The organism is Sphingomonas sp. HITSZ_GF, from assembly GCF_029543155.1.
Classification (GTDB): Bacteria; Pseudomonadota; Alphaproteobacteria; order Sphingomonadales; family Sphingomonadaceae; genus Sphingomonas.
Genome location: NZ_JARQXA010000006.1, coordinates 105286 through 125987, shown reverse-complemented (window position 1 = coordinate 125987; position 20702 = coordinate 105286). Strand labels below are relative to the sequence as shown.

The 20702-nt window shown below is 68.2% G+C and carries 19 protein-coding genes; 12 read left to right on the top strand and 7 right to left on the bottom strand.

Annotated elements, in window-relative coordinates; translation table 11 throughout:
* The first annotated feature begins 114 nt into the window (after positions 1-114).
* The gene (locus tag P6144_RS17220) at positions 115-966 is read left to right on the top strand and encodes a retropepsin-like aspartic protease (RefSeq protein WP_277769047.1); all 852 of its coding nucleotides are present in this window, start codon (positions 115-117) and stop codon (positions 964-966) included.
* 77 nt (positions 967-1043) lie between these two features.
* Here the strand turns inward: P6144_RS17220 and P6144_RS17215 are convergent, their stop codons facing one another.
* Positions 1044-1595 carry a calcium-binding protein gene (locus tag P6144_RS17215; protein WP_277769046.1) on the bottom strand — a complete coding sequence of 184 codons (552 nt, stop codon included), beginning with the start codon at positions 1593-1595 and terminating at the stop codon, positions 1044-1046.
* A 295-nt stretch (positions 1596-1890) separates the two neighbouring features.
* Here P6144_RS17215 and purB point away from each other — a divergent pair, with 295 nt between their 5' ends.
* The 4 genes from purB to P6144_RS17195 all read left to right on the top strand — a co-directional run bounded on the left by purB (position 1891) and on the right by P6144_RS17195 (position 7303).
* Positions 1891-3201: an adenylosuccinate lyase gene (purB, locus tag P6144_RS17210; RefSeq protein ID WP_277769045.1), complete on the top strand. Its 1311-nt coding sequence runs from the start codon at positions 1891-1893 to the stop codon at positions 3199-3201.
* Positions 3198-3806 (top strand): biliverdin-producing heme oxygenase, encoded by a 609-nt coding sequence (locus P6144_RS17205; RefSeq protein ID WP_277769044.1) that lies wholly within the window; start codon positions 3198-3200, stop codon positions 3804-3806. The genes purB and P6144_RS17205 overlap by 4 nt, the downstream gene beginning before the upstream one ends.
* Positions 3784-6342 carry an HWE histidine kinase domain-containing protein gene (locus P6144_RS17200; RefSeq protein WP_277769043.1) on the top strand — a complete coding sequence of 853 codons (2559 nt, stop codon included), beginning with the start codon at positions 3784-3786 and terminating at the stop codon, positions 6340-6342. Before P6144_RS17205 ends, P6144_RS17200 begins: the two co-directional genes overlap by 23 nt.
* 157 nt (positions 6343-6499) lie before the next feature.
* A complete protein-coding gene (locus tag P6144_RS17195) occupies positions 6500-7303 on the top strand; it encodes a hypothetical protein (protein ID WP_277769042.1) in 804 nt (267 codons plus the stop codon).
* A gap of 233 nt (positions 7304-7536) precedes the next feature.
* On the opposite strand, the gene P6144_RS17190 is transcribed toward P6144_RS17195, so the two are convergent.
* Positions 7537-7920 (bottom strand): glycine zipper 2TM domain-containing protein, encoded by a 384-nt coding sequence (locus tag P6144_RS17190; RefSeq protein WP_277769041.1) that lies wholly within the window; start codon positions 7918-7920, stop codon positions 7537-7539.
* A 198-nt stretch (positions 7921-8118) separates the two neighbouring features.
* On the opposite strand from P6144_RS17190, the gene P6144_RS17185 reads away from it, so the two are divergent.
* Positions 8119-9399: a YdcF family protein gene (locus P6144_RS17185; RefSeq protein ID WP_277769040.1), complete on the top strand. Its 1281-nt coding sequence runs from the start codon at positions 8119-8121 to the stop codon at positions 9397-9399.
* A 163-nt stretch (positions 9400-9562) separates the two neighbouring features.
* Here P6144_RS17185 and dnaJ read toward each other — a convergent pair whose 3' ends face one another.
* Both dnaJ and dnaK read right to left on the bottom strand, forming a co-directional pair.
* On the bottom strand, positions 9563-10690 hold the full coding sequence (gene dnaJ, locus P6144_RS17180) for a molecular chaperone DnaJ (RefSeq protein ID WP_277769039.1): 1128 nt from the start codon (positions 10688-10690) through the stop codon (positions 9563-9565).
* A gap of 130 nt (positions 10691-10820) precedes the next feature.
* Complete coding sequence (gene dnaK, locus P6144_RS17175) at positions 10821-12731, bottom strand: molecular chaperone DnaK (protein WP_277769038.1); 1911 nt, start codon at positions 12729-12731, stop codon at positions 10821-10823.
* Positions 12732-12891: 160 nt separating this feature from the next.
* On the opposite strand from dnaK, the gene P6144_RS17170 reads away from it, so the two are divergent.
* The 5 genes from P6144_RS17170 to P6144_RS17150 all read left to right on the top strand — a co-directional run bounded on the left by P6144_RS17170 (position 12892) and on the right by P6144_RS17150 (position 17235).
* Positions 12892-13332, top strand: coding sequence for a copper chaperone PCu(A)C (locus P6144_RS17170; RefSeq protein ID WP_277769037.1), 441 nt, complete (start codon positions 12892-12894; stop codon positions 13330-13332).
* Between the two features lie 108 nt (positions 13333-13440).
* On the top strand, positions 13441-15198 hold the full coding sequence (locus tag P6144_RS17165) for a TadE/TadG family type IV pilus assembly protein (protein WP_277769036.1): 1758 nt from the start codon (positions 13441-13443) through the stop codon (positions 15196-15198).
* Positions 15195-15791: a TadE/TadG family type IV pilus assembly protein gene (locus tag P6144_RS17160; protein WP_277769035.1), complete on the top strand. Its 597-nt coding sequence runs from the start codon at positions 15195-15197 to the stop codon at positions 15789-15791. Before P6144_RS17165 ends, P6144_RS17160 begins: the two co-directional genes overlap by 4 nt.
* On the top strand, positions 15788-16507 hold the full coding sequence (locus P6144_RS17155) for a hypothetical protein (RefSeq protein ID WP_277769034.1): 720 nt from the start codon (positions 15788-15790) through the stop codon (positions 16505-16507). The genes P6144_RS17160 and P6144_RS17155 overlap by 4 nt, the downstream gene beginning before the upstream one ends.
* Before the next feature lie 191 nt (positions 16508-16698).
* Complete coding sequence (locus P6144_RS17150; RefSeq protein ID WP_277769033.1) at positions 16699-17235, top strand: PH domain-containing protein; 537 nt, start codon at positions 16699-16701, stop codon at positions 17233-17235.
* Between the two features lie 4 nt (positions 17236-17239).
* On the opposite strand, the gene P6144_RS17145 is transcribed toward P6144_RS17150, so the two are convergent.
* Entirely contained in the window at positions 17240-17917 is a 678-nt protein-coding gene (locus P6144_RS17145) for a CDP-alcohol phosphatidyltransferase family protein (protein WP_277769032.1), read from the bottom strand.
* A 97-nt stretch (positions 17918-18014) separates the two neighbouring features.
* Positions 18015-18323, bottom strand: a complete 309-nt coding sequence (locus P6144_RS17140) for a hypothetical protein (RefSeq protein WP_277769031.1) — start codon at positions 18321-18323, stop codon at positions 18015-18017.
* A gap of 135 nt (positions 18324-18458) precedes the next feature.
* Between P6144_RS17140 and P6144_RS17135 the strand changes: the two genes are divergently transcribed.
* On the top strand, positions 18459-18926 hold the full coding sequence (locus P6144_RS17135; protein ID WP_277769030.1) for a vgr related protein: 468 nt from the start codon (positions 18459-18461) through the stop codon (positions 18924-18926).
* A 194-nt stretch (positions 18927-19120) separates the two neighbouring features.
* Here the strand turns inward: P6144_RS17135 and P6144_RS17130 are convergent, their stop codons facing one another.
* The gene (locus P6144_RS17130; RefSeq protein WP_277769029.1) at positions 19121-20668 is read right to left on the bottom strand and encodes a hypothetical protein; all 1548 of its coding nucleotides are present in this window, start codon (positions 20666-20668) and stop codon (positions 19121-19123) included.
* Positions 20669-20702 lie beyond the last annotated feature (34 nt).

The following is a 20702-nucleotide window of genomic DNA, read 5'->3' as shown; positions in this document are numbered from 1 at the left end:
CCGGGATGACGGTATTCGCCGGGATGACGGTATTCGCCGGGATGACGGTAATGGCCGGCTCGCAGCTCCAAAGTGTGTCATTGGAATATCACACCGTGCAGGATATGCTGCCGCATGCTCCGTACGCTCCTCCCCGCCCTCGCCCTGCTCCTCGGCGCCGCGCCCGCGCCCGGGCTGCGCAGCTTCCCGATCGAGCGCCCGGCGACGCTGGCGGGCCGGCCGACCGGCGGCCAGCTGCCGATCGTCCATGCCACCGTCGCGGGCCGGCCGGGCATCTTCCTGTTCGATACCGGCGCCAACCAGACCGTGCTGAGCCCGGACTTCGCCGATGCCGCCGGCCTGACCCAGCGCACCGCGATCGCCGGGCGCGACAGCAGCGGCGCCCAGATCACGGCCAATCCCGTGGAGATGGTCCGGCAGGTCGATCTCGCGATCGGCGAGGCGCGCTACCGCCTCGCCCGCGCGGTGGTGACGCGGATGACGATGCTCGATTCGCTCGGCATCGACGGAGTGGTCAGCGCCCAGTCGCTCGTCGGCCCCGATTGCCTGCGCATCGATTTCGCCAAGGGCGTCGCGACCTCGGCACCGCCGGCCAGCCCCGTCTGCACGCTGGACGGCGTGGCCGTGCCGGTCGGGCCCGATGATATGGCGCGCGCCACGGTCACCGCCGGCGGCGCGAGCGGCCCCTTCCTGCTCGACAGCGGTGCCTGGCGGACGAGCCTGCCCGCGAACCTCCTTCCTGATGCGCCGCGCCTCGGCGGCGAGCGGCATGGCGGCGTGTCGGGCGTGGCCCGCACCTCGGACCTCATCGGACCGGTGACGCTCAATCTGGGCGGGCGTGACCTGCGCCTCGCCCAGGCCCGGCGCGCCCCGCCCGGCAAGGGCGGCGTGATCGGCTTCGATCTGCTCTCCAGCGCGATACTTGTGCTGCGCCCCGGTCAGCCGGCCCTGCTCGCGCTACCCTGAACAAGCCAAACGGCCGCCGGAGGCAAGTCCGGCGACCGTTCGGGAGTGCGCCATGCGTATTTGGCGCGACGAAGCTCTTAGCTCGGCTGCTTCGGGGTTAGGAACACGGTGAGCTCCTGCTTGTTCACCGAAGCGCTCTTGTCGGTATCGGCGCTGGCAAAGGCCTGGTTGGCCCAGGTCGTCGCCTCGGCACTGCCCGGCTGGAAGCTGGGCTCGGCGGCCTTGCGGAGGTTGCCCATCCACGCCGTGAACTCGGTGGCGTCCAGCTTGCCGTCGGCATCCTTGTCATAGTTGCCGAAGTCGCGGCCCACTGCCTGGGCGACCTGCTCCTGGGTCGCGGCCGGCTGGGCCGCCGGAGTCGCCGCGGGTTCAGTGGTCGAAGCGACCGCCGCCGGCTGCTCCGGTTGCGCCGTGGTCGTATCCTGCGCCACACCCTGGGCGGGCTGCGTCGTCGGCTCAACCGGTGCCGGAGTCGCCTCGGCAGTCGCGGTCTGATCCTGGGCGCCGGGCGCCTTGTCGTCGCTCGTTACCGGCGGCGTCGCCTGCTCCGGAACCGGCGCAGTCTGCGCGGGCTGCGTATTGTCCTGCGCAGGCGTTTCCTGCGCAAAGGCGGGAATAGCGAACAACATCGAAGTGGCAAGAAGCATAGGCTTCAGCATAAATATATCTCCTATATCTTCTCAGGCCTGTTCTAGTTCTTATCTATAGTCATGGCCTGATTGTCTTTTTAGCAATCTCCCTATCAACCTTCGATCTGGGAACTCCGTTCCCGATTTCATCACCTGAAGCCTCATCTTATCCCCGAACAATCTCACCTCATCGCATTTCATTTGCGCTGTGGCCTGCCTGCAACGGCGCCGGCTCGGTTGCCCCCCTTCCGCCCGCTTGCTAGGGGCGCCCCGTCCCCCGGTTGAAAGGCTTGCAATGGTCCCCCGTTATTCGCGCCCCGAGATGACCGCCCTCTGGTCCCCCGAAGCGCGCTTCCGCATCTGGTTCGAGATCGAGGCGCATGCGACCGAGGCGCTGGCCGAACTGGGCGTGGTGCCGAAGAGCGCCGCCAAGGCGCTGTGGGACTGGTGGGCGACCAACCCGGCGATCGACGTCGCCGCGATCGACGCGATCGAGGCCGTGACCAAGCACGACGTGATCGCCTTCCTCACCTGGGTGGCCGAGCAGGTCGGCGACGAGGCGCGCTTCATGCACCAGGGCATGACCAGCTCGGACGTGCTCGACACCTGCCTCGCCGTCCAGCTCGCCCGCGCTTCGGACATCCTGCTCGCCGACCTCGACCAGCTGCTCGAAGTGCTCAAGCGCCGCGCCTATGAGCACAAGCTCACCCCGACGATCGGCCGCAGCCACGGCATCCATGCCGAACCGGTCACCTTCGGCCTCAAGCTTGCCGAGGCCTATGCCGAGTTCAAGCGGGGCAAGGAGCGCCTGCTCGCCGCGCGGGCGGACATCGCCACCTGCGCGATCTCGGGCGCGGTCGGCACCTTCGCCAATATCGATCCGCGCGTCGAGCAGCATGTCGCCGACAAGCTCGGCCTCGCGGTCGAGCCGGTCTCGACCCAGGTGATCCCGCGCGACCGCCACGCGATGTTCTTCGCCACGCTCGGCGTGCTCGCCTCGTCGATCGAGCGCCTCGCCGTCGAGGTCCGCCACCTGCAGCGCACTGAAGTGCTGGAAGCGGAAGAATATTTCTCGCCCGGGCAGAAGGGCTCGTCGGCGATGCCGCACAAGCGCAACCCGGTGCTGACCGAGAACCTCACCGGCCTCGCCCGCATGGTCCGCAGCGCCACCGTCCCGGCGATGGAGAATGTCGCGCTGTGGCACGAGCGCGACATCAGCCACTCCTCGGTCGAGCGCTATATCGGCCCCGATGCGACGATCACGCTCGACTTCGCGCTGGCGCGCCTCGCCGGCGTGATGGACAAGCTGCTCGTCTATCCCGAGCGCATGCAGAAGAATTTGGATCGAATGGGCGGCCTCGTGCATTCGCAGCGCGTGCTTCTTGCCCTCACCCAGGCCGGCGTCAGCCGCGAGGACAGCTATCGGCTGGTCCAGCGCAATGCGATGAAGGTGTGGGAATCGGACGGCCAGCTCTCGCTGCTCGAGCTGCTCAAGGCCGATCCCGAAGTGACCGCCGCGCTCTCGGTGGCGGAACTCGAGGACAAGTTCGACCTCGGCTATCACTACAAGAACGTCGATACGATCTTCGATCGCGTCTTCGCTTGAGGAGCGCAGTCCATCAGGCGCTGCGCGACGGCACTTCGCTCGCGCATGACCGGGTGGACGCCGCCTTTGCCGATTTCGACCTGACCGACCGGGCCAGCTATGCCCGCTTCCTCGCCGCCCATGCCGATGTCGTGTGGCCGCTGGAAGCGACGCTGCCCGGCGATCGGGTGGTGGCGAACTGGGCGGATCGCAAGCGGGGCCACCTGCTGCGCGAGGATCTCGCGCAGCTCCCCAGGCAATCCGTTCGCCCTGAGCTTGTCGAAGGGCGCGCTTCCGCAAGCGGGGCGCCAGATGGAGAAGAGCCCTTCGACAAGCTCAGGGCGAACGGGGATTTGAGCGCCATCGCCGGCACGCTCTACGTCCTCGAAGGCTCTCGCCTCGGCGGAAAATTCCTCGCGCGGCGCTTGCCCGCCGGATTTCCCCGTGCCTATCTTGATGCAGATCAGCGCGCCGAAAACTGGCAGCAACTACTTGGGGTTATAGATCGTCTCCTTCGCGAGCCGGATGCGCTGGCGGCAGCGCTCGCCGCCGCGCTTGCGACTTTCGCAGCGTTCGAGCATTCGGCGGCTAATTGGCGAAGGGATGAGATTGGCGAAGGACGGTAACTTCGAGGTCGATCTCACCAATTGCGATCGCGAGCCGATTCACGAACTGGGCGCCGTCCAGTCGTTCGGCTTCCTGCTCGCACTGTCGATCGACTGGCTGGTCCGCCGCGTCTCCGCCAATGCCGAGGCGTTCCTCGGCAAATCGGCGGAAGACCTGCTCGGCACTTCCGCGGTCGAGCTGCTGGGCGATCATGCCGTCCACACGCTGCGCAACCGGCTGGCGATGCTCCGCGGCAACGATGCGGTCGAGCGCGTCTTCGGGCTGAAGATCGCCAGCGGCCGCTGCTTCGATTTCGCGCTCCACATGATCGGCGACACGATCATCCTCGAGGGCGAGGATTGCCGCGACGATCCCTCCACCGATATCGGCTCGGCGATCCGCGCGATGATGGCCCGGCTCGACGAGACCGCCGACGCCTCCAGCTTCTACCGCGAGGGCGCCCGCCAGGTCCGCGCGCTCACCGGCTTCGACCGCGTCATGGTCTATCGCTTCGATCGCGACGGGTCGGGCGTGGTGGTGGCCGAGGCGGCGCGCGCCGGCATCGGCAGCTTCCTCGATCTGCGCTACCCCGCCAGCGACATCCCGCAACAGGCGCGCAGGCTCTACGTGCGCACGCCGTTCCGCATCATCGCCGATGTCGATGCCGAGCCCGTGCCGATCCTGCCCCGGCTCGACGAGAATGGCGCGCCGATCGACCTGTCGCTCTCGGTGCTGCGCTCGGTCTCGCCGATCCATATCGAATATCTCAAGAACATGGGCGTCGGCGCCTCGCTGTCGATCTCGATCATCGTCGAGGGCCAGCTCTGGGGCCTGTTCGCCTGCCATCACTATGCCGCGCGCTGCCCCAGCTTCGAGCGCCGCTCGATCGCCGAACTGTTCGGCCAGATGTTCGCGCTCAAGCTCGAGAGCCGCGAGCGCAAGGAACTCGCCGCCTATGAGCTGGCCGCGCGCTTCTCCAGCGACCGGCTGCTCGCCGCGGTCGCCGGCGATTCGACGCTGCTCGACAATCCCGAATGGCTCGGCACGATGATGCGCGAGACAGTGCCGAGCGACGGCATCGCGATCTGGCTCGACGGCAAGGTCGCCTATTCGGGCATGACGCCGCCCGCCGAGGCGTTCGGCGCGATCACGCGCCGGCTCAACGCCATGGCCGCAGGCAAGATCTTCGCGACCGATCGCCTGGCCGACACTCTGCCCGCCGCCGCCGATTATGACGATGTCGCCGCCGGCATGCTGGCGATCCCGATCTCGCGCCGCCCGCGCGACTATGTCCTGCTCTTCCGCCAGGAGAAGATCCGCACGGTCAAATGGGCCGGCGATCCGCACAAGCCCGCCCAGCTCGGCCCCAACGGCCCGCGCCTCACGCCGCGCGAGAGCTTCGAGCTGTGGAGCCAGGAAGTCCGCGGCCGCTCCGAGCCCTTCACCAATGCCGAGCTGCGCGTCGCGGAGATGCTGCGCGCCTCGCTGATCGAAGTCGTGCTGCGCCTCAGCGACGATGCCCAGGAGGAGCGCCGCCGCTTTTCCGAGCGGCAGGAGCTGCTGATCGCGGAGCTCAACCACCGCGTCCGCAACATCCTCAGCCTGATCCGCGGCCTGGTCCGCCAGTCGCTCGATCCCGAGGGCGATGCCCGCGACACCATCCATCTGCTCGAAGGGCGGATCGAGAGCCTGGCGCGCGCGCACGACCAGATCACGCAGGACAATTGGTCCGCCGCGCCCCTGCTCCGCCTGATCGAGACCGAGGCTGCGGCCTATCTCGCCGGCAAGGCAGGCCGGGTCGAGACCGAGGGGCCGGCAGTGATGCTCCATCCCCAGGCCTTCTCGACGCTGGCGCTGGTGCTGCACGAGCTGATGACCAATTCGGCCAAGTACGGCGCGCTGTCGGACAATGGCTCGGTCCACATCGCCTGGTCTGTCGATCGCGAAGGCGATCTGGCGATCGAGTGGCGCGAGCGCGGCGGCCCCGCCGTCCAGCCGCCCAAGCGCCAGGGCTTCGGCACCACGATCATCACGCGCTCGATCCCCTATGACCTCGGCGGCCGCGCCGATGTCCGCTACCCGCTCACCGGGCTCGAGGCCGATTTCTCGGTGCCCGCCCGCCATATCGAGATCGATCCGGGCCGCGCCGTCCGCCCGGCCCCGCCGCCCGAGCCCGCGCCCGGCGCCACCGCGCCCAAGCTGCTCTCGGGCGTGGTGCTGCTCGTCGAGGACAGCCTGATCATCGCGATGGATGCGGAGGACATTCTCACCCGCCTCGGCGCACGGCGCGTCGTCACCGCGGCCACGCTCTCCCAGGCGCGCGAGGAGATCGCCCGCGAGGTGTTCGAAGCGGCGGTGCTCGACGTCAATCTCGGCGCCGAGACCAGCCTGCCGCTCGCCGACGACCTCGCCGCCGCCGGCGTGCCCTTCCTCTTCGCCACCGGCTATGGCGAGCAGCTCAAGCTCCCGGCGGACCATGCCGCGGCGCTGGTCACCCAGAAGCCCTACACGCTCGCCAGCATCTCCCGCGCGATCGCCGACCTTCTGGCAAAATAGCCACTGGATCCTCCCCCGGAGGGGGAGGGGGACCAGCCGCAGGCTGGTGGAGGGGTAATCTCCACGTGCGATATCGCTTGGGGCGCGCTACCCCTCCACCACCGCTACGCGGCGGTCCCCCTCCCCCTCCGGGGGAGGATTTGGAGAGAGGGTTCACATGCCAATCGGCGCATCGGTGGGGAAGAACGGCGTCAACGACCTGGCCGACGTCCTTGTCGTCCAGCATCTGCTCAACGACTGGCTCGGCGCCACCGGGCAGAAGCTGCTTCCCACCAGCGGCGAATGCGGGCCGCTCACGATCGCGGCGATCACCGGCTATCAGGCGCAGGTGCTGGGCGCCGCCAGGCCCGACGGGCTGATTTCCCCCGGCGGCAAGACCTGGACCGCGCTCGCCGCCGGCCAGGGTGCCCGCCCGCCGCTCTCCGGCGCCGACTGGTGGAACGCCAACCAGGCGAGATATCCGAACAGCGCCGCAGTCGCCGATCTCGTCCAGCCCTTCCAGGCCAACGTCGCCGCCTTCCTCAAGGCGCTCAAGGACGCCGGCGCCAGCGTCACTGTCTCGGCCACCCGCCGCAACGCGATCCGCGCGCATCTGATGCACTATAGCTGGTGCGTGGCGAAGGGATCGGTGGCTCCGGCCAAGGTCCCAGCGCTTCCGGGTCTCAAGATCCAATGGGATCATGGCGACCTGGCCAGATCCAAGGCAGGCGCCCAGCAGATGATGGCATTGTTCCAGATCGCCTTCGAACCGTCGCTCACCTCGCGCCATATCGAGGGCCGCGCGATCGACATGACGATCGCATGGACCGGCACGCTGCGGATCAAGGACAAGCAGGGCAAGCTCCGCGAACTCGGCGCCCCGCGATCGGGCGACAATCCCGACCTCCACAAGCTCGGCGCGACGTACGGCGTGGTCAAGCTGATCAGCGACCCGCCGCACTGGAGCGATGACGGGCGGTGAAGCACGCATGTTCCCCGGCGAAAGCCGGGGCCCAGGGTTTCTCTGCCGCGTCGCTTGTGACCCTGGGCCCCGGCTTTCGCCGGGGAACAATGGGCTACCGGAGTGCCAGCCCCTCCATCACATAAGCCGCATAGCGAAAGTCATGGATCGACAGCTACGGCCTGCCGGCCTGACAAAGAGAAAGGGCCCGGCGTTTCCACCAGGCCCCTGCCTCCACTCCAATTCCGAAGGACTTAGCGGCAGCGACGGCCACCATTGTCCTTGTCGATCGCCTGACCGATCAGCGCGCCGCCCAGGGCGCCGAGCAGCGTGCCCGGGGCGCGATCACCGTAGCGGTCGATGCTGCGGCCGACCAGCGCGCCGGCGACACCGCCGATCAGCAGGCCCGTCGTGCCGTCCGAGCGGCGGCAATAGTTGCGGCCGTCGCGCCCACGCCAGGTCGGGCCGTTGTAATAGCCGCGGTCATTGTAGCCACGGTCATAGCCGCGATTGTCATAGTGGCGCTCGTAGCGGCCATGATCCTGGTAGCCACCGCCATAGCGCTGCGCGCTCGCGGGGGTGGACAGGGTCGGCAGGGCAACGGCCATGGCCGCGAGGCCCAGAAGCGTCTTACGCATGATCTTTCTCCTCTTCTGGCCGGCGCCTTGGCACCGGGTATGGAAGAACTTCTATGCGAGTCGGCCTGAGGCGATGCTGAACTGCCCTTGCAGCTTACGTTAACGTAATGATGCAGGCGGCGCGGTGTCGTGACGCCGCAACATCCGGGCGTATAGAAGAGCCCCGCCATCGCCTCGCACCTGACAGGAAGATCCGAATTGCGCCTCCGCCTCGCCACTGCCCTGCTCGGCGCCACGCTGGGCGCATCCACCCTGCCCCCGGCCCCGCCGGCATCCGCCCAGCACGCACCTGCCCTGCCGGACCGCGGCTATGCCTGGGTGCATAGCGGCTCGGCGGTGCAGGACGAGAATTTCTACCTGCTCACCCTGCTCGAGCGCGTCCCCGAATATCGCGCAGCGATCCTCGCCTCGCCCAGACTTGCCCGGATCAAGGCGGAGCGCGCGCAGCGCATCGCCGCGGCGCTCGCTGGCTGCGGGGCCGAAAGCGCGAGATGCCGGGTCGAGGCGATGCTGTGGCGCCCAGAGGAGATCGACGCGGTCGGCGCCGCGCTGGCAACCGATCCGCGCATCGCCGGGATCGCCGCCCGGCATCTGCGCCCGTCGGGCGCCTTCCAGCGCCATGCCGCGAAAGGCGATGCCGATCTGATCCGCGCCGCCTGGGCGGACGCTGCGGCGGGCATGAACCGCATCTACCGCGTCTTCGGCCTGGCCGAGGCGCCCCGCTATCCCAAGATCGATTCGGGCGACTTCAAGCCCGACGATCCCGCCTTTGGCCGCCTGCTCGCCGAGGCGGCGGACATCGGCGCGCGCGGCATGCCGGCCGACGCCTCCGTCTTCGCCGAGCCGCTCCAGTTCGCGCTGACCCTGCTCTATCTCAACGATCGCGAGCTGGTACGGATCAGCACCCCGCTCGAGCGGCGCGAGAACGCCGCCGCCGTCGCGCGCGTGGCGGGCACCGCCTGGTCGCGCTATCCCTATGCGTCGATCCTGGTGCTCGGCAGCGGCCCCGGCACGCTCGGCACGGGCATCAGCGCCATCGGCAAGCTGCGCACGATGCGCGCCGCCCAGCTCTACCGCGAAGGCAAGGCGCCGTTCCTCATCGTCTCGGGCGGGGCGGTCCACCCGGTGCATACCGATATATTCGAAGCGATGAGCATGAAGCGGGAGCTGGTCGAGCGCTACGGCATCCCGGCAAGCGCGGTGCTGATCGAGCCGGCGGCGCGCCACACCACCACCAACTTCCGCAACGCCGCGCGGCTGATCTTCCGCTACGGGCTGCCGATGGATCGCCCGTCGATCGTGACGTCTAGCGCCTCGCACATCACCGGCGTGGCCTCGGACGGCTTCGGCCAGCGGCTCGACGCCGAACTGGGCTATCAGCCCATCGTCCGCGGCCGCCAGCTCGGGCCCTATGAAATGGAGTGGCGCGCGCTTCCCGCCGCGCTGCACCGAGACGCCCAGGACCCGCTCGATCCTTGAGCTACTAAATCCTCCCCCGGAGGGGGAGGGGGACCGCCGCGGAGCGGTGGTGGAGGGGTAGCGCGCCTCAAGCGATATAGCCCGCGGAGAATACCCCTCCACCAGCTTCGCTGGTCCCCCTCCCCCTCCGAGGGAGGATTGAAAATGCTGAAACGGCTAAAACCTAGCCCAGCGCTGCCTTCAACTTCGCGAAGAACCCCGTGGCCTGCGGGCATTCCTCGCCCGTCTCGGTCTCGCGGAACGCCTCCAGCAGCTCGCGCTGCTTGGCAGTCAGCTTGGTCGGCATCTCGACAACCAGCTCGACGACTAGGTCGCCGCGCCCGCGCCCCTGCAGCACCGGCATGCCGGCACCGCGCTGGCGCAGCTCGCGGCCGCTTTGCGTGCCCGCCGCGATCTTGATCGCATGCTTCTCGCCGTCCAGCCCGGGAATGACGATCTCGCCGCCCAGCGCCGCGGTGGTGAAGCTGATCGGCGCATGCGCGAACAGGTTGGTGCCCTCGCGCTCGAAGATCGCGTGCTTCTTGACGTGCAGGAAAATGTAGAGGTCGCCGGCCGGGGCACCGCGCGCGCCCGCCTCGCCCTCGCCCTGCAGGCGAATCCGCGTGCCTTCGTCCACGCCGGGGGGCACGTTGATCTTCAGCGTCTTGGTCTTGTCCGCCCGGCCCTCGCCACGGCAGTCGCGGCACGGCTCGTCGATGATCTCGCCGGCGCCGTGGCAATGATGGCAGGCGCGCTCGACCATAAAGAAGCCCTGCTGCGCGCGCACCTTGCCGTGCCCGCCGCAATATTTGCACTGGGTCGCCTTGGTCCCCGGCTTGGCGCCGGTGCCGTCGCACGTCTCGCAATGGCCGGATACGTCGACGGTGATCTCGCTGGTCGTGCCCTCGAACGCCTGCTCGAGGCTGATCTCCATGTCGTAGCGCAGGTCCGCGCCACGGCGCACCTGGCGGCCGCCGCCGCGGGCGCCGCCCATGAACTCGCCGAACACGCTTTCGAAGATGTCGCTGAACGCGCCGAAATCCTGCGGGCCATGCCCGGCGCCACCGCCACCACCCATGCCGTTCTTGAAGGCCGCATGGCCGAACCGGTCATAGGCCGCGCGCTTCTGCGGATCCTTCAGGCAGTCATAGGCTTCGTTGATCGCCTTGAACTTGGCCTCATGATCCTTGCACCCGGCATTCTTGTCGGGGTGATATTTGATCGCGAGCTTGCGATAGGCGGACTTGAGCGTGGCCTCGTCCGCAGTGCGCTCGACTTCGAGCAGCTCGTAGAAATCGACTTCGGTGGTCATTCGGCCCTCATAGCCCTCTCCCCTCCGGGGAGAGGGTTGGGAGAGGGGCAGAGAGGCGCGACAAGCGGAACGCTAATGATCATGCCCCTCTCCCCAGCCCTCTCCCCGGAGGGGAGAGGGAGCTTTTGGTTTACGCCTTGTTGTCGTCCACCTCGGAGAACTCGGCATCGACGACTTCCTCGCCGCCCGCTTCGTTCCCCGCCGCAGCGCCGGCCTGAGGCGAAGCCTCGGATGCCTGCTGCTTCTCGTAGATCGCCTGGCCGAGCTTCATCGCCACCTGGGCGAGGTTCTGGCTCTTGGCCTGCATCTCGTCGGCGTCGCCGCCGTCGATCGCAGCCTTGGTCTCGGCAACCGCCGCCTCGATCTCCGCCTTCAGCGAAGCATCGACCTTGTCGCCATTCTCGGCGAGCTGGCGTTCGGTCGTGTGGACCAGGCTCTCGGCGTTGTTCTTCGCCTCGGCCGCGGCACGGCGCTTCTTGTCCTCTTCGGCGAAGCTCTCGGCGTCGCGGACCATCTGCTCGATGTCGCTGTCCGAAAGACCACCCGAGGCCTGGATGCGGATCTGCTGCTCCTTGCCGGTGCCCTTGTCCTTGGCCGACACGTTGACCAGGCCGTTGGCGTCGATGTCGAAGGTCACTTCGATCTGCGGCACGCCGCGCGGCGCCGGCGGGATGCCGACCAGGTCGAACTGGCCGAGCAGCTTGTTGTCCGCCGCCATCTCGCGCTCGCCCTGGAAGACGCGGATCGTCACCGCCTGCTGATTGTCATCGGCAGTCGAATAGACCTGGCTCTTCTTGGTCGGGATCGTCGTGTTGCGGTCGATCATGCGGGTGAACACGCCACCCAGCGTCTCGATGCCGAGCGATAGCGGAGTCACGTCGAGCAGCAGCACGTCCTTGACGTCGCCCTGGAGCACGCCGGCCTGGATCGCCGCGCCGATGGCGACGACTTCGTCCGGGTTCACGCCGGTGTGCGGCTCCTTGCCGAAGAACTCCTTCACGATCTGGCGGACCTTGGGCATGCGGGTCATACCGCCGACCAGCACCACTTCGTCGATCGCCGAACCCTTGACGCCGGCGTCAGCCAGCGCCTTGCGGCACGGCTCGAGCGTGCGCTGGATCAGGTCCTCGACGAGGCGCTCCAGCTCGGCGCGGTTGATCGTCTTCACCAGGTGCTTCGGCCCGTTGGCGTCGGCGGTGATGAAGGGCAGGTTCACTTCGGTGGTCTGCGCGCTCGAAAGCTCGATCTTCGCCTTCTCGGCCGCTTCCTTCAGACGCTGGAGTGCCAGCTTGTCCTTGGTGAGGTCGATGCCTTCGGCCTTCTTGAAGTCGTCGGCCAGGAACTGCACCAGCTTGGCGTCGAAGTCCTCGCCGCCCAGGAAGGTGTCGCCGTTGGTGGCCTTCACCTCGAACACGCCGTCGCCGATCTCGAGCACCGAGATGTCGAACGTGCCGCCGCCAAGGTCATAGACCGCGATCGTCTTGCCGTCGTTCTTCTCGAGGCCATAGGCGAGCGCCGCCGCCGTCGGCTCGTTGATGATGCGCAGCACTTCCAGGCCCGCGATCTTGCCGGCGTCCTTGGTCGCCTGGCGCTGCGCGTCGTTGAAGTACGCCGGAACCGTGATCACGGCCTGCGAGACGGTCTCGCCGAGATAGGCCTCGGCGGTTTCCTTCATCTTCTGCAGGATGAACGCGCTGATCTGCGAGGGCGAGTAGTCCTCGCCGCCGGCCTGCACCCAGGCGTCTCCGTTCGAGCCGCGCACGATGGTGTAGGGCACCAGCTCGGTGTCCTTCTTGGTCACCGGGTCGTCGAAGCGGCGGCCGATCAGGCGCTTCACCGCGAAAACCGTGTTGTCCGGATTGGTCACTGCCTGGCGCTTCGCCGGCTGACCGATCAGGCGCTCGCCGTCCTTTGCGAAGGCGACGATCGACGGCGTGGTACGCGCGCCTTCCACATTCTCGATGACCTTGGGCTTGCCGCCCTCCATCACTGCGACGCAGCTGTTGGTCGTACCCAGGTCGATACCGATAACTTTAGCCATGGTCCCTCGTTGGCCCCCAGTAAAATTCAAACACTTGGCCCCCACGCCCCTGCTTTGAGGCAGCGCGGAGAACCGATCACGTTGCCGGATATAGGTGCGCCTGCGCTTGCCGCAAGAAGCACGGCTTTCTACAGGCTTTCCCGAAATGGGAGTTACGCGGATGCGGCTGGTTCTCGCGATCGTTTCGGTATCGTTACTTTCGGCCTGTGCGCCCAAGGGGGAATTGGCGGCAGACGGCGGCTGGGTGCGCCTGCCGGCGGTCGCCGGACAGCCGGGCGCGGCCTATTTCACCGTCCATGGCGGGCCGGCGCAGGACACGCTGCTCGCAGTCTCCACCCCGGCGGCGATCCGGGCCGAGCTGCACGAGAGCATGAAGGGCGATCACGGCATGATGTCGATGGCGCCGCTCAAGGACGTCGCCGTCCCCGCCGGCGGCACGCTCGCCTTCGCGCCCGGTGGCCGCCACGTGATGCTCTTTTCGATCGGGCCGGCAGTGAAGCCCGGGCAGAAGATCCCGCTCAGCCTGTCGTTCGCCAGCGGCAAGACCTTGAAACTCGACGCGAAAGTCGTCGGCGCCGGCGATCCGGCACCGGGCGACTGAAGCCCTTAAGGGGCAACCCCTAGGGCGACGAAAACCCTCTCTTTATGTTTCCCGTATATTTCCGGAGTCCGGTAGGGCCTTTTTGGCCCGCCGAGTCCGGAGCGTTGGGTGAACGAGGATTTTCGGCCTTCGGGGTTCATGGCGCGGCTCGCGCGGGACCGCCGCGGCAATACCTTGGCGATGATGGCGGCGATGCTCGTCCCGCTGGCCGCCTTTTGCGGCTGCGCCCTCGATTCGGCGCGCATGTATGTGGTCAAGACGCGCCTCCAGCAGGCCTGTGACGCCGGCGTGCTCGCCGGCCGCAAGTTCATGACCGACAGCTCGCTGTCGAACACCACGCTGGACTCCACCGCCACCGCCCAGGCGCAGACCTTCTTCAACAACAATTTCCGCACCGGCTGGTTCAAGACCACCACCGCCAGCTTCACGCCGAGCAAGACCTCGAACGCCCAGGTCGCGGGCACCGCGACGGCGAACGTGCCGATGACCGTGATGTCGATGTTCGGCGTGCCGACCCAGGCGATCACCGTCACCTGCGAGGCGACCTATGACGTCGCCGACACCGATGTGATCTTCGTGCTCGACACCACCGGCTCGATGGCCTGCCTGCCGCAGGACGACGACACCGCGTGCAACAACTATGTCGGCTCGGCAGGCACGACGAGCTATTCTCGCCCGGCCGACGGCGCCGGCAGCGGCAACGACAGCGTCGCCGGCTATCCGGGCAGCACTGCCTATTATGTCCCCGAGAAGAGCGGCTCGCGCATCGCGGCGCTGCGCTCGGCGGTCATGAGCTTCTACGACACCATGGCCTCGGCCGCGGACCCGTCGACCCATATCCGCTACGGCTTCGTCACCTACACCTCGACGGTGAACGCCGGGAAGGCGATCGTCTCGATCTCGCCCGCCTATATGGTCGGCGGCTCGGGCAGCGCGAACACCCAGTGGAACTATGAGTCGCGCTACCAGACGGGCACGTCCTTCGGCACGCCCACCTGGCGCTACCAGCAGCTCGCCTTCGACGTGCGCAACTTCGTGGCGGGCAACGCCGTCACCGATCCCAGCAAGACCGGCAGCGCCACCAATCGCTGGACCGGCTGCATCGAGGAGCGCGCCACCACCGCGGGCACGACCAGCTTCAGCCAGTCTTCGCTGCCCTATGACCTCGATCCCGATCTGCCGCCCAATTCGAACATCGACACCCAGTGGAAGCCGATGTGGCCCGAGCTGTTCTACGCGCGCAACAACTACGGCAGCACCGCCACCGCCAATTCGACCGGCGACAGCTCGAGCCACCCCAATATCGGCACCACGCCCTATTACCAGGCGGGCTATGTCTCGTGCGGCAAGCCGGTCGCGCGGCTGGCAGTGATGTCGCGCACCCAGGTGTCGAACTATGTCAACGCCACCGATTTCCGGCCGATCGGCGGCACCTATCACGATACCGGGATGATCTGGGGCACGCGGCTGCTCTCGCCCACCGGCATCTTCGCCGCCGACACCGCCGCCTGGCCGGCGCGCCAGGCCCCCAACCGCGTCATCGTGTTCCTCACCGATGGCGACATGTCGCCCAACACCGGCGTCTATGGCATGTACGGCAACGAATTTTATGACCGCAGGGTCAGCGGCGGCGACTTCACCAACCTCAAGGCCTATCACAACGCCCGTTTCCTGGCCGAGTGCAGCGCCGCCAAGGCGCGCAACATCCAGGTGTGGACGGTGACGATCGACAGCTCGGCGACCACCGAGATGAAGAGCTGCGCCACCACCGCCAGCCAGGCGCTCGCCACCACCACCGGCTCGGGGCTCTCGACGGCCTTCGCCAACATCGCCAAGCAGGTGGCGATGCTCCGCGTGTCGCAGTGATCCGCCGGCGCCGCCTGGCCTCGCTCGCGCGCGACCGGCGCGGCGCCACGGTGATCGAGTTCGCGATCGTGCTGCCGGTGATGCTCGTGCTGATGATGGGGATGATGGAGCTCGGCTATCAGGCCTATGTCCAGTCGGTGGTCACCGGCGCGGTGCAGAAGGCCGGGCGCGACAGCGGCATCCAGGGCGCCACCCCGGCGACGATCGACGCGCGCGTGCTCACCCAGGTCAAGGCCGTCGCCCCCAGCGCCGTCTTCGCCAGCGGCTCGCCCACCCGGCTCAGCTACACCAGCTTCTCGGCCGTCGCGCCCGAGCCGTTCGTCGACAGCAACGGCAACGGCACCCGCGAGACCGGCGAATGCTATACCGACGTCAACGGCAACGGCCAGTGGGACGCCGATGCCGGCCGCGCCGGCCAGGGCGGCGCCAACGACGTCACCGTCTATACCGTCAAGATCACCTATTCGCGGCTGTTCCCGGTGGTGAAGCTGCTCGGCTGGGCGGGCACCGCGACGCTCAGCGCCGCCACCACGCTGATGAACCAGCCCTACGCCACCCAGAACACCCCCTCGCCCGCGACAGTCTGCACATGAAGCCCTTCCGCCTCCTCGCGCTCCTCCGCCGCGTCGCCGCCGATCGTTCGGGCCTGGCGCTGCTCGAATTCGCCTTCGCGCTGCCGGTGGTGCTTGTGCTCGGCTGCTACGGCGTCGAGACCGCGAACCTCGCCATCACCAATCTGCGCGTCAGCCAGCTTGCCTCGAACCTCGCCGACAACGGCTCGCGGCTCGGCCTGATGAGCAGCTCGAGCTCGGTGGTCCAGCTGCGCGAGATCGACATCAACAACGCGCTCCAGGCGACGCGCCTGCAGGGCAGTGCGATCAACATCGGCGCCAATGGCCGGGTGATCCTGTCGAGCCTCGAATATGTCCAGCAGAGCTACGATTCCGCGCCGGTCCAGCGCATCCACTGGCAGCGCTGCTTCGGCAGGAAGTCGGGCAGCGGCTATGACAGCAGCTACGGCACCACCAGCACCACCGCCGGCACCGATGCCACCCAGGGCAACGCCGGCACCGCAGTCCCCAATGGCATGGGCGATCCCGGCGCGATGGTCACCGCACCCAGCGGCTCGGGGCTGATCTTCGTCGAAGTGAACTATGATTATCAGCGGCTGTTCGGCTCCACCTTCATGGGACCGGCCAAGCTCCACTATGTCGCCTCGTTCATCGTCCGCGACCGCCGCGACTTCGCCCAGCTCTACAATCCCTCGCCCACCGCCACCCGCTCGACCTGCGACAAATATACGAGCTAGAAATCCTCCCCCGGAAGGGGAGGGGGACCAGCCGCAGGCTGGTGGAGGGGCTTGCCACAAGCGATGCCGCTGGCGGCGTTCCCTCTCAACCACCGGCCTCGCCGGCGGCCCGTCCCCGGCCAGGAAGGAATCCGCTTCACGCGCCGCCGATCCGCGCTATCCTCCGCTCGAATTCCCGACGGAGCGCTCGAATGCCGCAGATCCTGGACCGTTTCCGCTCTTCCACACTCGGCTGGCTGCTCGGCACGCTCGCCGGCTGGGGCACCTGCTTCCTGTTCCTCGCCGGGCTGATCGGCAGCTTCTACTTCCTCGCCCAGGGCACGCTGGTCGGCGCCGCCTGGGTTGCGCCACTGCTGCTCGCCGTCGCGATCGTGGTGCTGATCCTAAAATGGTTCGAAAATCTCGGCGTCGCCTATGAGATTACCGAGGACCGGCTGATCCTCCACAAGGGCATCCTCCAGAAGTCGATCGACGAGATCGAGCTCTACCGGGTGAAGGACGTCCGCATCGATTTCTCGATCATCAACCAGCTGGCCGACATCGGCACGATCAGCATCGCCTCGTCGGACGAGACCACGCGCGAGGCCCCGCTGGTGATCCGCGACGTCGCCAAGGCCCGCCTCCGCCGCGAGCGGCTGCGCGAGCTGGTCAACACCGCGCGCCGCAACCGCGGCGTCCGCGAGATCGACATGGTGCACGAGGACCTTGGCGAGCCCCCGCTGAGCTAGGGCCTCACCGCTTCTCGAGCAGTGCCAGCCGGCGCCCGATGATCGCGGTCTGCACCACGAACAGCGTGATCAGGATCGCGGCGATCGCGCCGACGAACGTGTCGAATGCCGGCACCGGCCCGATATGGTCGCGGCCCGGCCCGACGATCAGCATCGCCACGGTCATCGCGATCAGCATCAGGCGAAGCTCGGTCGGCCCGGCGGCGGCATAGGAAAGGCGCAGCTCGCCGGTCACCCGCGCCGAGAGGAAGGCGTGCACCGACATCAGCAGATATCCCGCCAGCGCGATCATCGCGATGTCCATCGTCACGAAGGGCGACAGCCCGATCCCCGCGACGATCATCAGATTGGCGAGCCCGTCGCAGCTATGGTCGATGAAATAGCCATAGGAGGGCCGCTCGATCTTGCGGAAGCGCGCCAGGCTGCCGTCCATCGAGTCGCCGAACCACTGCACCGCATAGCCGGCCAGCGACAGGATCAGCCAGGTCGAGGAAAGGTTGCTGGCGACATAGCCGGCAAAGACCATGAAGGCGCCGACCATCCCCAGCGCCGTCAGCCGGTCGGGCGTGACCGAGGGGGGCATCTTCGAGCAGAGCCAGATCAGCAGGCGGCGTTCGTGCCGTGCCAGCCAGTTTTCCTGAATCCGCGTCAACGCGGCACCGGTACGCGGGGTCGATGTCATGGCGCGCTATGGGGCATGCCGGGGTCTGCGGCAATCCGGCAGCGGTAACAAAAGCGTAATATGCCTCAAATGTGCGGCGATCCGTCGCGTGAAGGGCCTAGGTCAGGGCGAGCCAGGCGCACCCGCCCGCGGTCAGGCCATAGGCCAGGATAAGCCCCCAATATGTGAGGGGATCCTCGTCGCGCACGACAAAAGCCGCCTGCTGCGTCATCGTGGCGCTCGCCCAGACCTTCCCGGCCAGAAGGCCGTGCAGGCCAAAGGCTCCGAAGGCAAAGGCGAACAGCCCCGGCAGCAGGAAACCGTCGCGCGGATGCCCCATCGCCGCATCGCCGGCCATGGCGAGCCCGAACAGCGTCATGAAGCCCGCGAACAGCAGCAAACCCCAGAATACGGATCGACTCCACATGCGCGCAGACTAGGCGCCGGGTTCGAGGCAGGAAAGGCCGGGTCGGCAACCCGTCCGCCATGGTGCGAATAGCAGTGGCCGGAACCCGCGCCACACCCTAGCAATTTGACAGGTCGTAAGGGGGCGGGAGCGACGATGACCGAAAAGGGTGAAGCGCGGAAACTCACGGCCGGCGAGATCGCCATCGCCCGCTCGATCTATCACGACGCGATCGATCTGGACGGCGTCGAGATCCGCCGGCGGAAATGGTTTCCCTTCCAGCCGGTCAAGACGACCATGGCCCCCACAGGCCATATCCATTTCCACCCCGACAGCGACAAGTGGCGCGAGGACTACAGCAAGGAAGGCATCGGCTTTCACGGCCTGCTGCTCCACGAGCTCTGCCATATCTGGCAGACCCAGCAAGGCATCTACCTGCCGCTCAGGCGCCATCCCTTTTGCAGCTATTCCTATGCGCTCAAGCCCGGCCAGCCCTTCCGCAAATACGGGCTCGAGCAACAGGCCGAGATCGTCCGCCACGCCTATTTCCTGCGCAACGGCGTCGTCGTCGAAGGTGCGCCGGGCCGCGAAGCCTATGAGACGCTGATCGCCGTCTTCCGCTGAGGGCGCGCCCGGGGCCGGACTAACGCCTTCGCCTCGAATACCCATTCAACGTCGCGCCGCCCTTGTGCCGGGGTCCACCAGGCCGCCGGGGCTGCGCCTCGTGCGTCGCGGCCGTCGCTTGCCGCGCGAAGCCCCTCCCCCCCCTGGTGGGGGAGAGGCTCAGCGCAATCTCTGACTGCTGTTGCGTGCTCGCCCTAATCCACCTTGGTGGAGTCGTTCTGGATCTTGGGCGGCGGCGCCGGGCGCGAGGGCGGGCTCGGACGTGACGGCGGCGGCGAGGAGGCGCGCGGCGGCGGCGAATAGCTGGGCCGCGACGGCGCTGGGCTCGGCGTCGGCGGGCTGTAGCTCGGCCGTGACGGCGCCGCGCTCGGCGCGGGCGGCGTATAGCTCGGCCGCGGCGCGGGCGGGGTGAAGCCTGCCGGGGGCGTCGGCCGGGGGCGATATTGCGGCGTCGGCGCCGCATCGGGCGTCGGCGCACTGCTCGGTGCCGGGCGCGGGCGCCAGCCGCCTTCGGGCCGCGGACGCGGTGCCGGTGCGGGCGGCTCGGCCACCGTCGCCGGCGGCATCGGCGCAGCCCCGGTCACCGGCGGAGTCGGGGCCGGGCTCGGCCGCGGGCGCCAGCCGCCGTCGGGACGCGATCCACCTTCCGGGCGCGGGCGCGGCGGGCGCATGTCGGGGCGCGGCGCGGGAGCCGGGGCGGGCGCATCCGCCACGGGCACCGGCGCGTCGGTCACCGGCTGCTTCACCGGAGCGGGACCGCTCACCGGCACGGGCGGGCGGCCGCGGCGCCACTCGGGCGATCCGTCGGGCCGGCCCGGCACCGGGCGGGTATAGGGCGGCGGCGTCGGGCTGCCCCCGCCGGCCACCGGCGGGTTGCCCGGCCGCGGCGGCGGATTGGTGCCCGGGCCTCCCGGACGGCCCGGATTGCCGGGGCCGCCGGGTCGCCCCGGTCCACCCGGACGACCCGGCTGGTTCCAGCCCGATCCCGGCTGCGGCGGCCGGCCGGCGCCCGGCCGGTCGTAGCGGCCCGGCGGTGGGCCCTGGAAGCCGCCCTGGCGCCACTGGCTGAAACGCCATGCCTGGTCGCGCCGGCGGCGCTGCTCGGCCTCGAAGCGCCGGCGCCAGGCCGCCGCGTCGCTGCGCGCATGGTAGCGGCTCCAGCCCGGATAGCGGCTGCGCCCCTCGTCCCACAGCTGGATGAAGCCGAAGATATAGGGGCTGGCGTCGATCCAGGCATTGGTGTCGACCGGGCGATAGTCGCGCCCGGAAAGCGCCTCGAGAAGCCGCCGCCCGCGCCCGAACAGGTCGTGCGCGGCATCGTCATAATCGCCGAACTCGCTGCGCGGCGCCGCCTCGCCATCGGCGTCATAGACCATTGCCAGCCGCCCGCCCTGATAGGCGAAGCTCATCCCCGGCTCGACTGCGAGGAACGGGCTGGTCTCGCCCGGCGCGAAATAATAGCTGCGAATGCCCTCGGCGCCGGCATCCTCGACGATGATCGTATAGCCGTCCTGCGTCTGCCAGGCCCAGGGCTCCTGCCCCTCGAAGGCGAAGGCGAAGTCCGGCGGCGAGTCGCCGATCGCGTCCCACAGCGCATCGGCCTGGTCGATCCAGCGATAGTCGTCGGCGGATTGCGGCGAGGACTGGCCGGGCACCGCCACCGCTGCCGCCTGGGCAGCACCGGGCAAGGCCCAGGCCGCGCCCGTCAGCATCATCAGCCTGATCATCCGCTCGTACCGCATGGCCTTCCCCTCCTGTTCTGTCATCGCCGAATTT

Excerpts from the sequence above, each read along its gene's own strand:
- P6144_RS17145 (WP_277769032.1), bottom strand. The coding sequence starts at position 17,917 with ATGACATCGACCCCGCGTACCGGTGCCGCGTTGACGCGGATTCAGGAA.
- P6144_RS17195 (WP_277769042.1), top strand. The coding sequence starts at position 6,500 with ATGCCAATCGGCGCATCGGTGGGGAAGAACGGCGTCAACGACCTGGCC.
- P6144_RS17220 (WP_277769047.1), top strand. The coding sequence starts at position 115 with ATGCTCCGTACGCTCCTCCCCGCCCTCGCCCTGCTCCTCGGCGCCGCG.
- P6144_RS17135 (WP_277769030.1), top strand. The coding sequence starts at position 18,459 with ATGACCGAAAAGGGTGAAGCGCGGAAACTCACGGCCGGCGAGATCGCC.
- P6144_RS17215 (WP_277769046.1), bottom strand. The coding sequence starts at position 1,595 with ATGTTGTTCGCTATTCCCGCCTTTGCGCAGGAAACGCCTGCGCAGGAC.
- P6144_RS17170 (WP_277769037.1), top strand. The coding sequence starts at position 12,892 with ATGCGGCTGGTTCTCGCGATCGTTTCGGTATCGTTACTTTCGGCCTGT.
- P6144_RS17130 (WP_277769029.1), bottom strand. The coding sequence starts at position 20,668 with ATGCGGTACGAGCGGATGATCAGGCTGATGATGCTGACGGGCGCGGCC.
- P6144_RS17155 (WP_277769034.1), top strand. The coding sequence starts at position 15,788 with ATGAAGCCCTTCCGCCTCCTCGCGCTCCTCCGCCGCGTCGCCGCCGAT.
- dnaK (WP_277769038.1), bottom strand. The coding sequence starts at position 12,731 with ATGGCTAAAGTTATCGGTATCGACCTGGGTACGACCAACAGCTGCGTC.
- P6144_RS17150 (WP_277769033.1), top strand. The coding sequence starts at position 16,699 with ATGCCGCAGATCCTGGACCGTTTCCGCTCTTCCACACTCGGCTGGCTG.
- P6144_RS17140 (WP_277769031.1), bottom strand. The coding sequence starts at position 18,323 with ATGTGGAGTCGATCCGTATTCTGGGGTTTGCTGCTGTTCGCGGGCTTC.
- purB (WP_277769045.1), top strand. The coding sequence starts at position 1,891 with ATGGTCCCCCGTTATTCGCGCCCCGAGATGACCGCCCTCTGGTCCCCC.
- dnaJ (WP_277769039.1), bottom strand. The coding sequence starts at position 10,690 with ATGACCACCGAAGTCGATTTCTACGAGCTGCTCGAAGTCGAGCGCACT.
- P6144_RS17200 (WP_277769043.1), top strand. The coding sequence starts at position 3,784 with ATGAGATTGGCGAAGGACGGTAACTTCGAGGTCGATCTCACCAATTGC.
- P6144_RS17190 (WP_277769041.1), bottom strand. The coding sequence starts at position 7,920 with ATGCGTAAGACGCTTCTGGGCCTCGCGGCCATGGCCGTTGCCCTGCCG.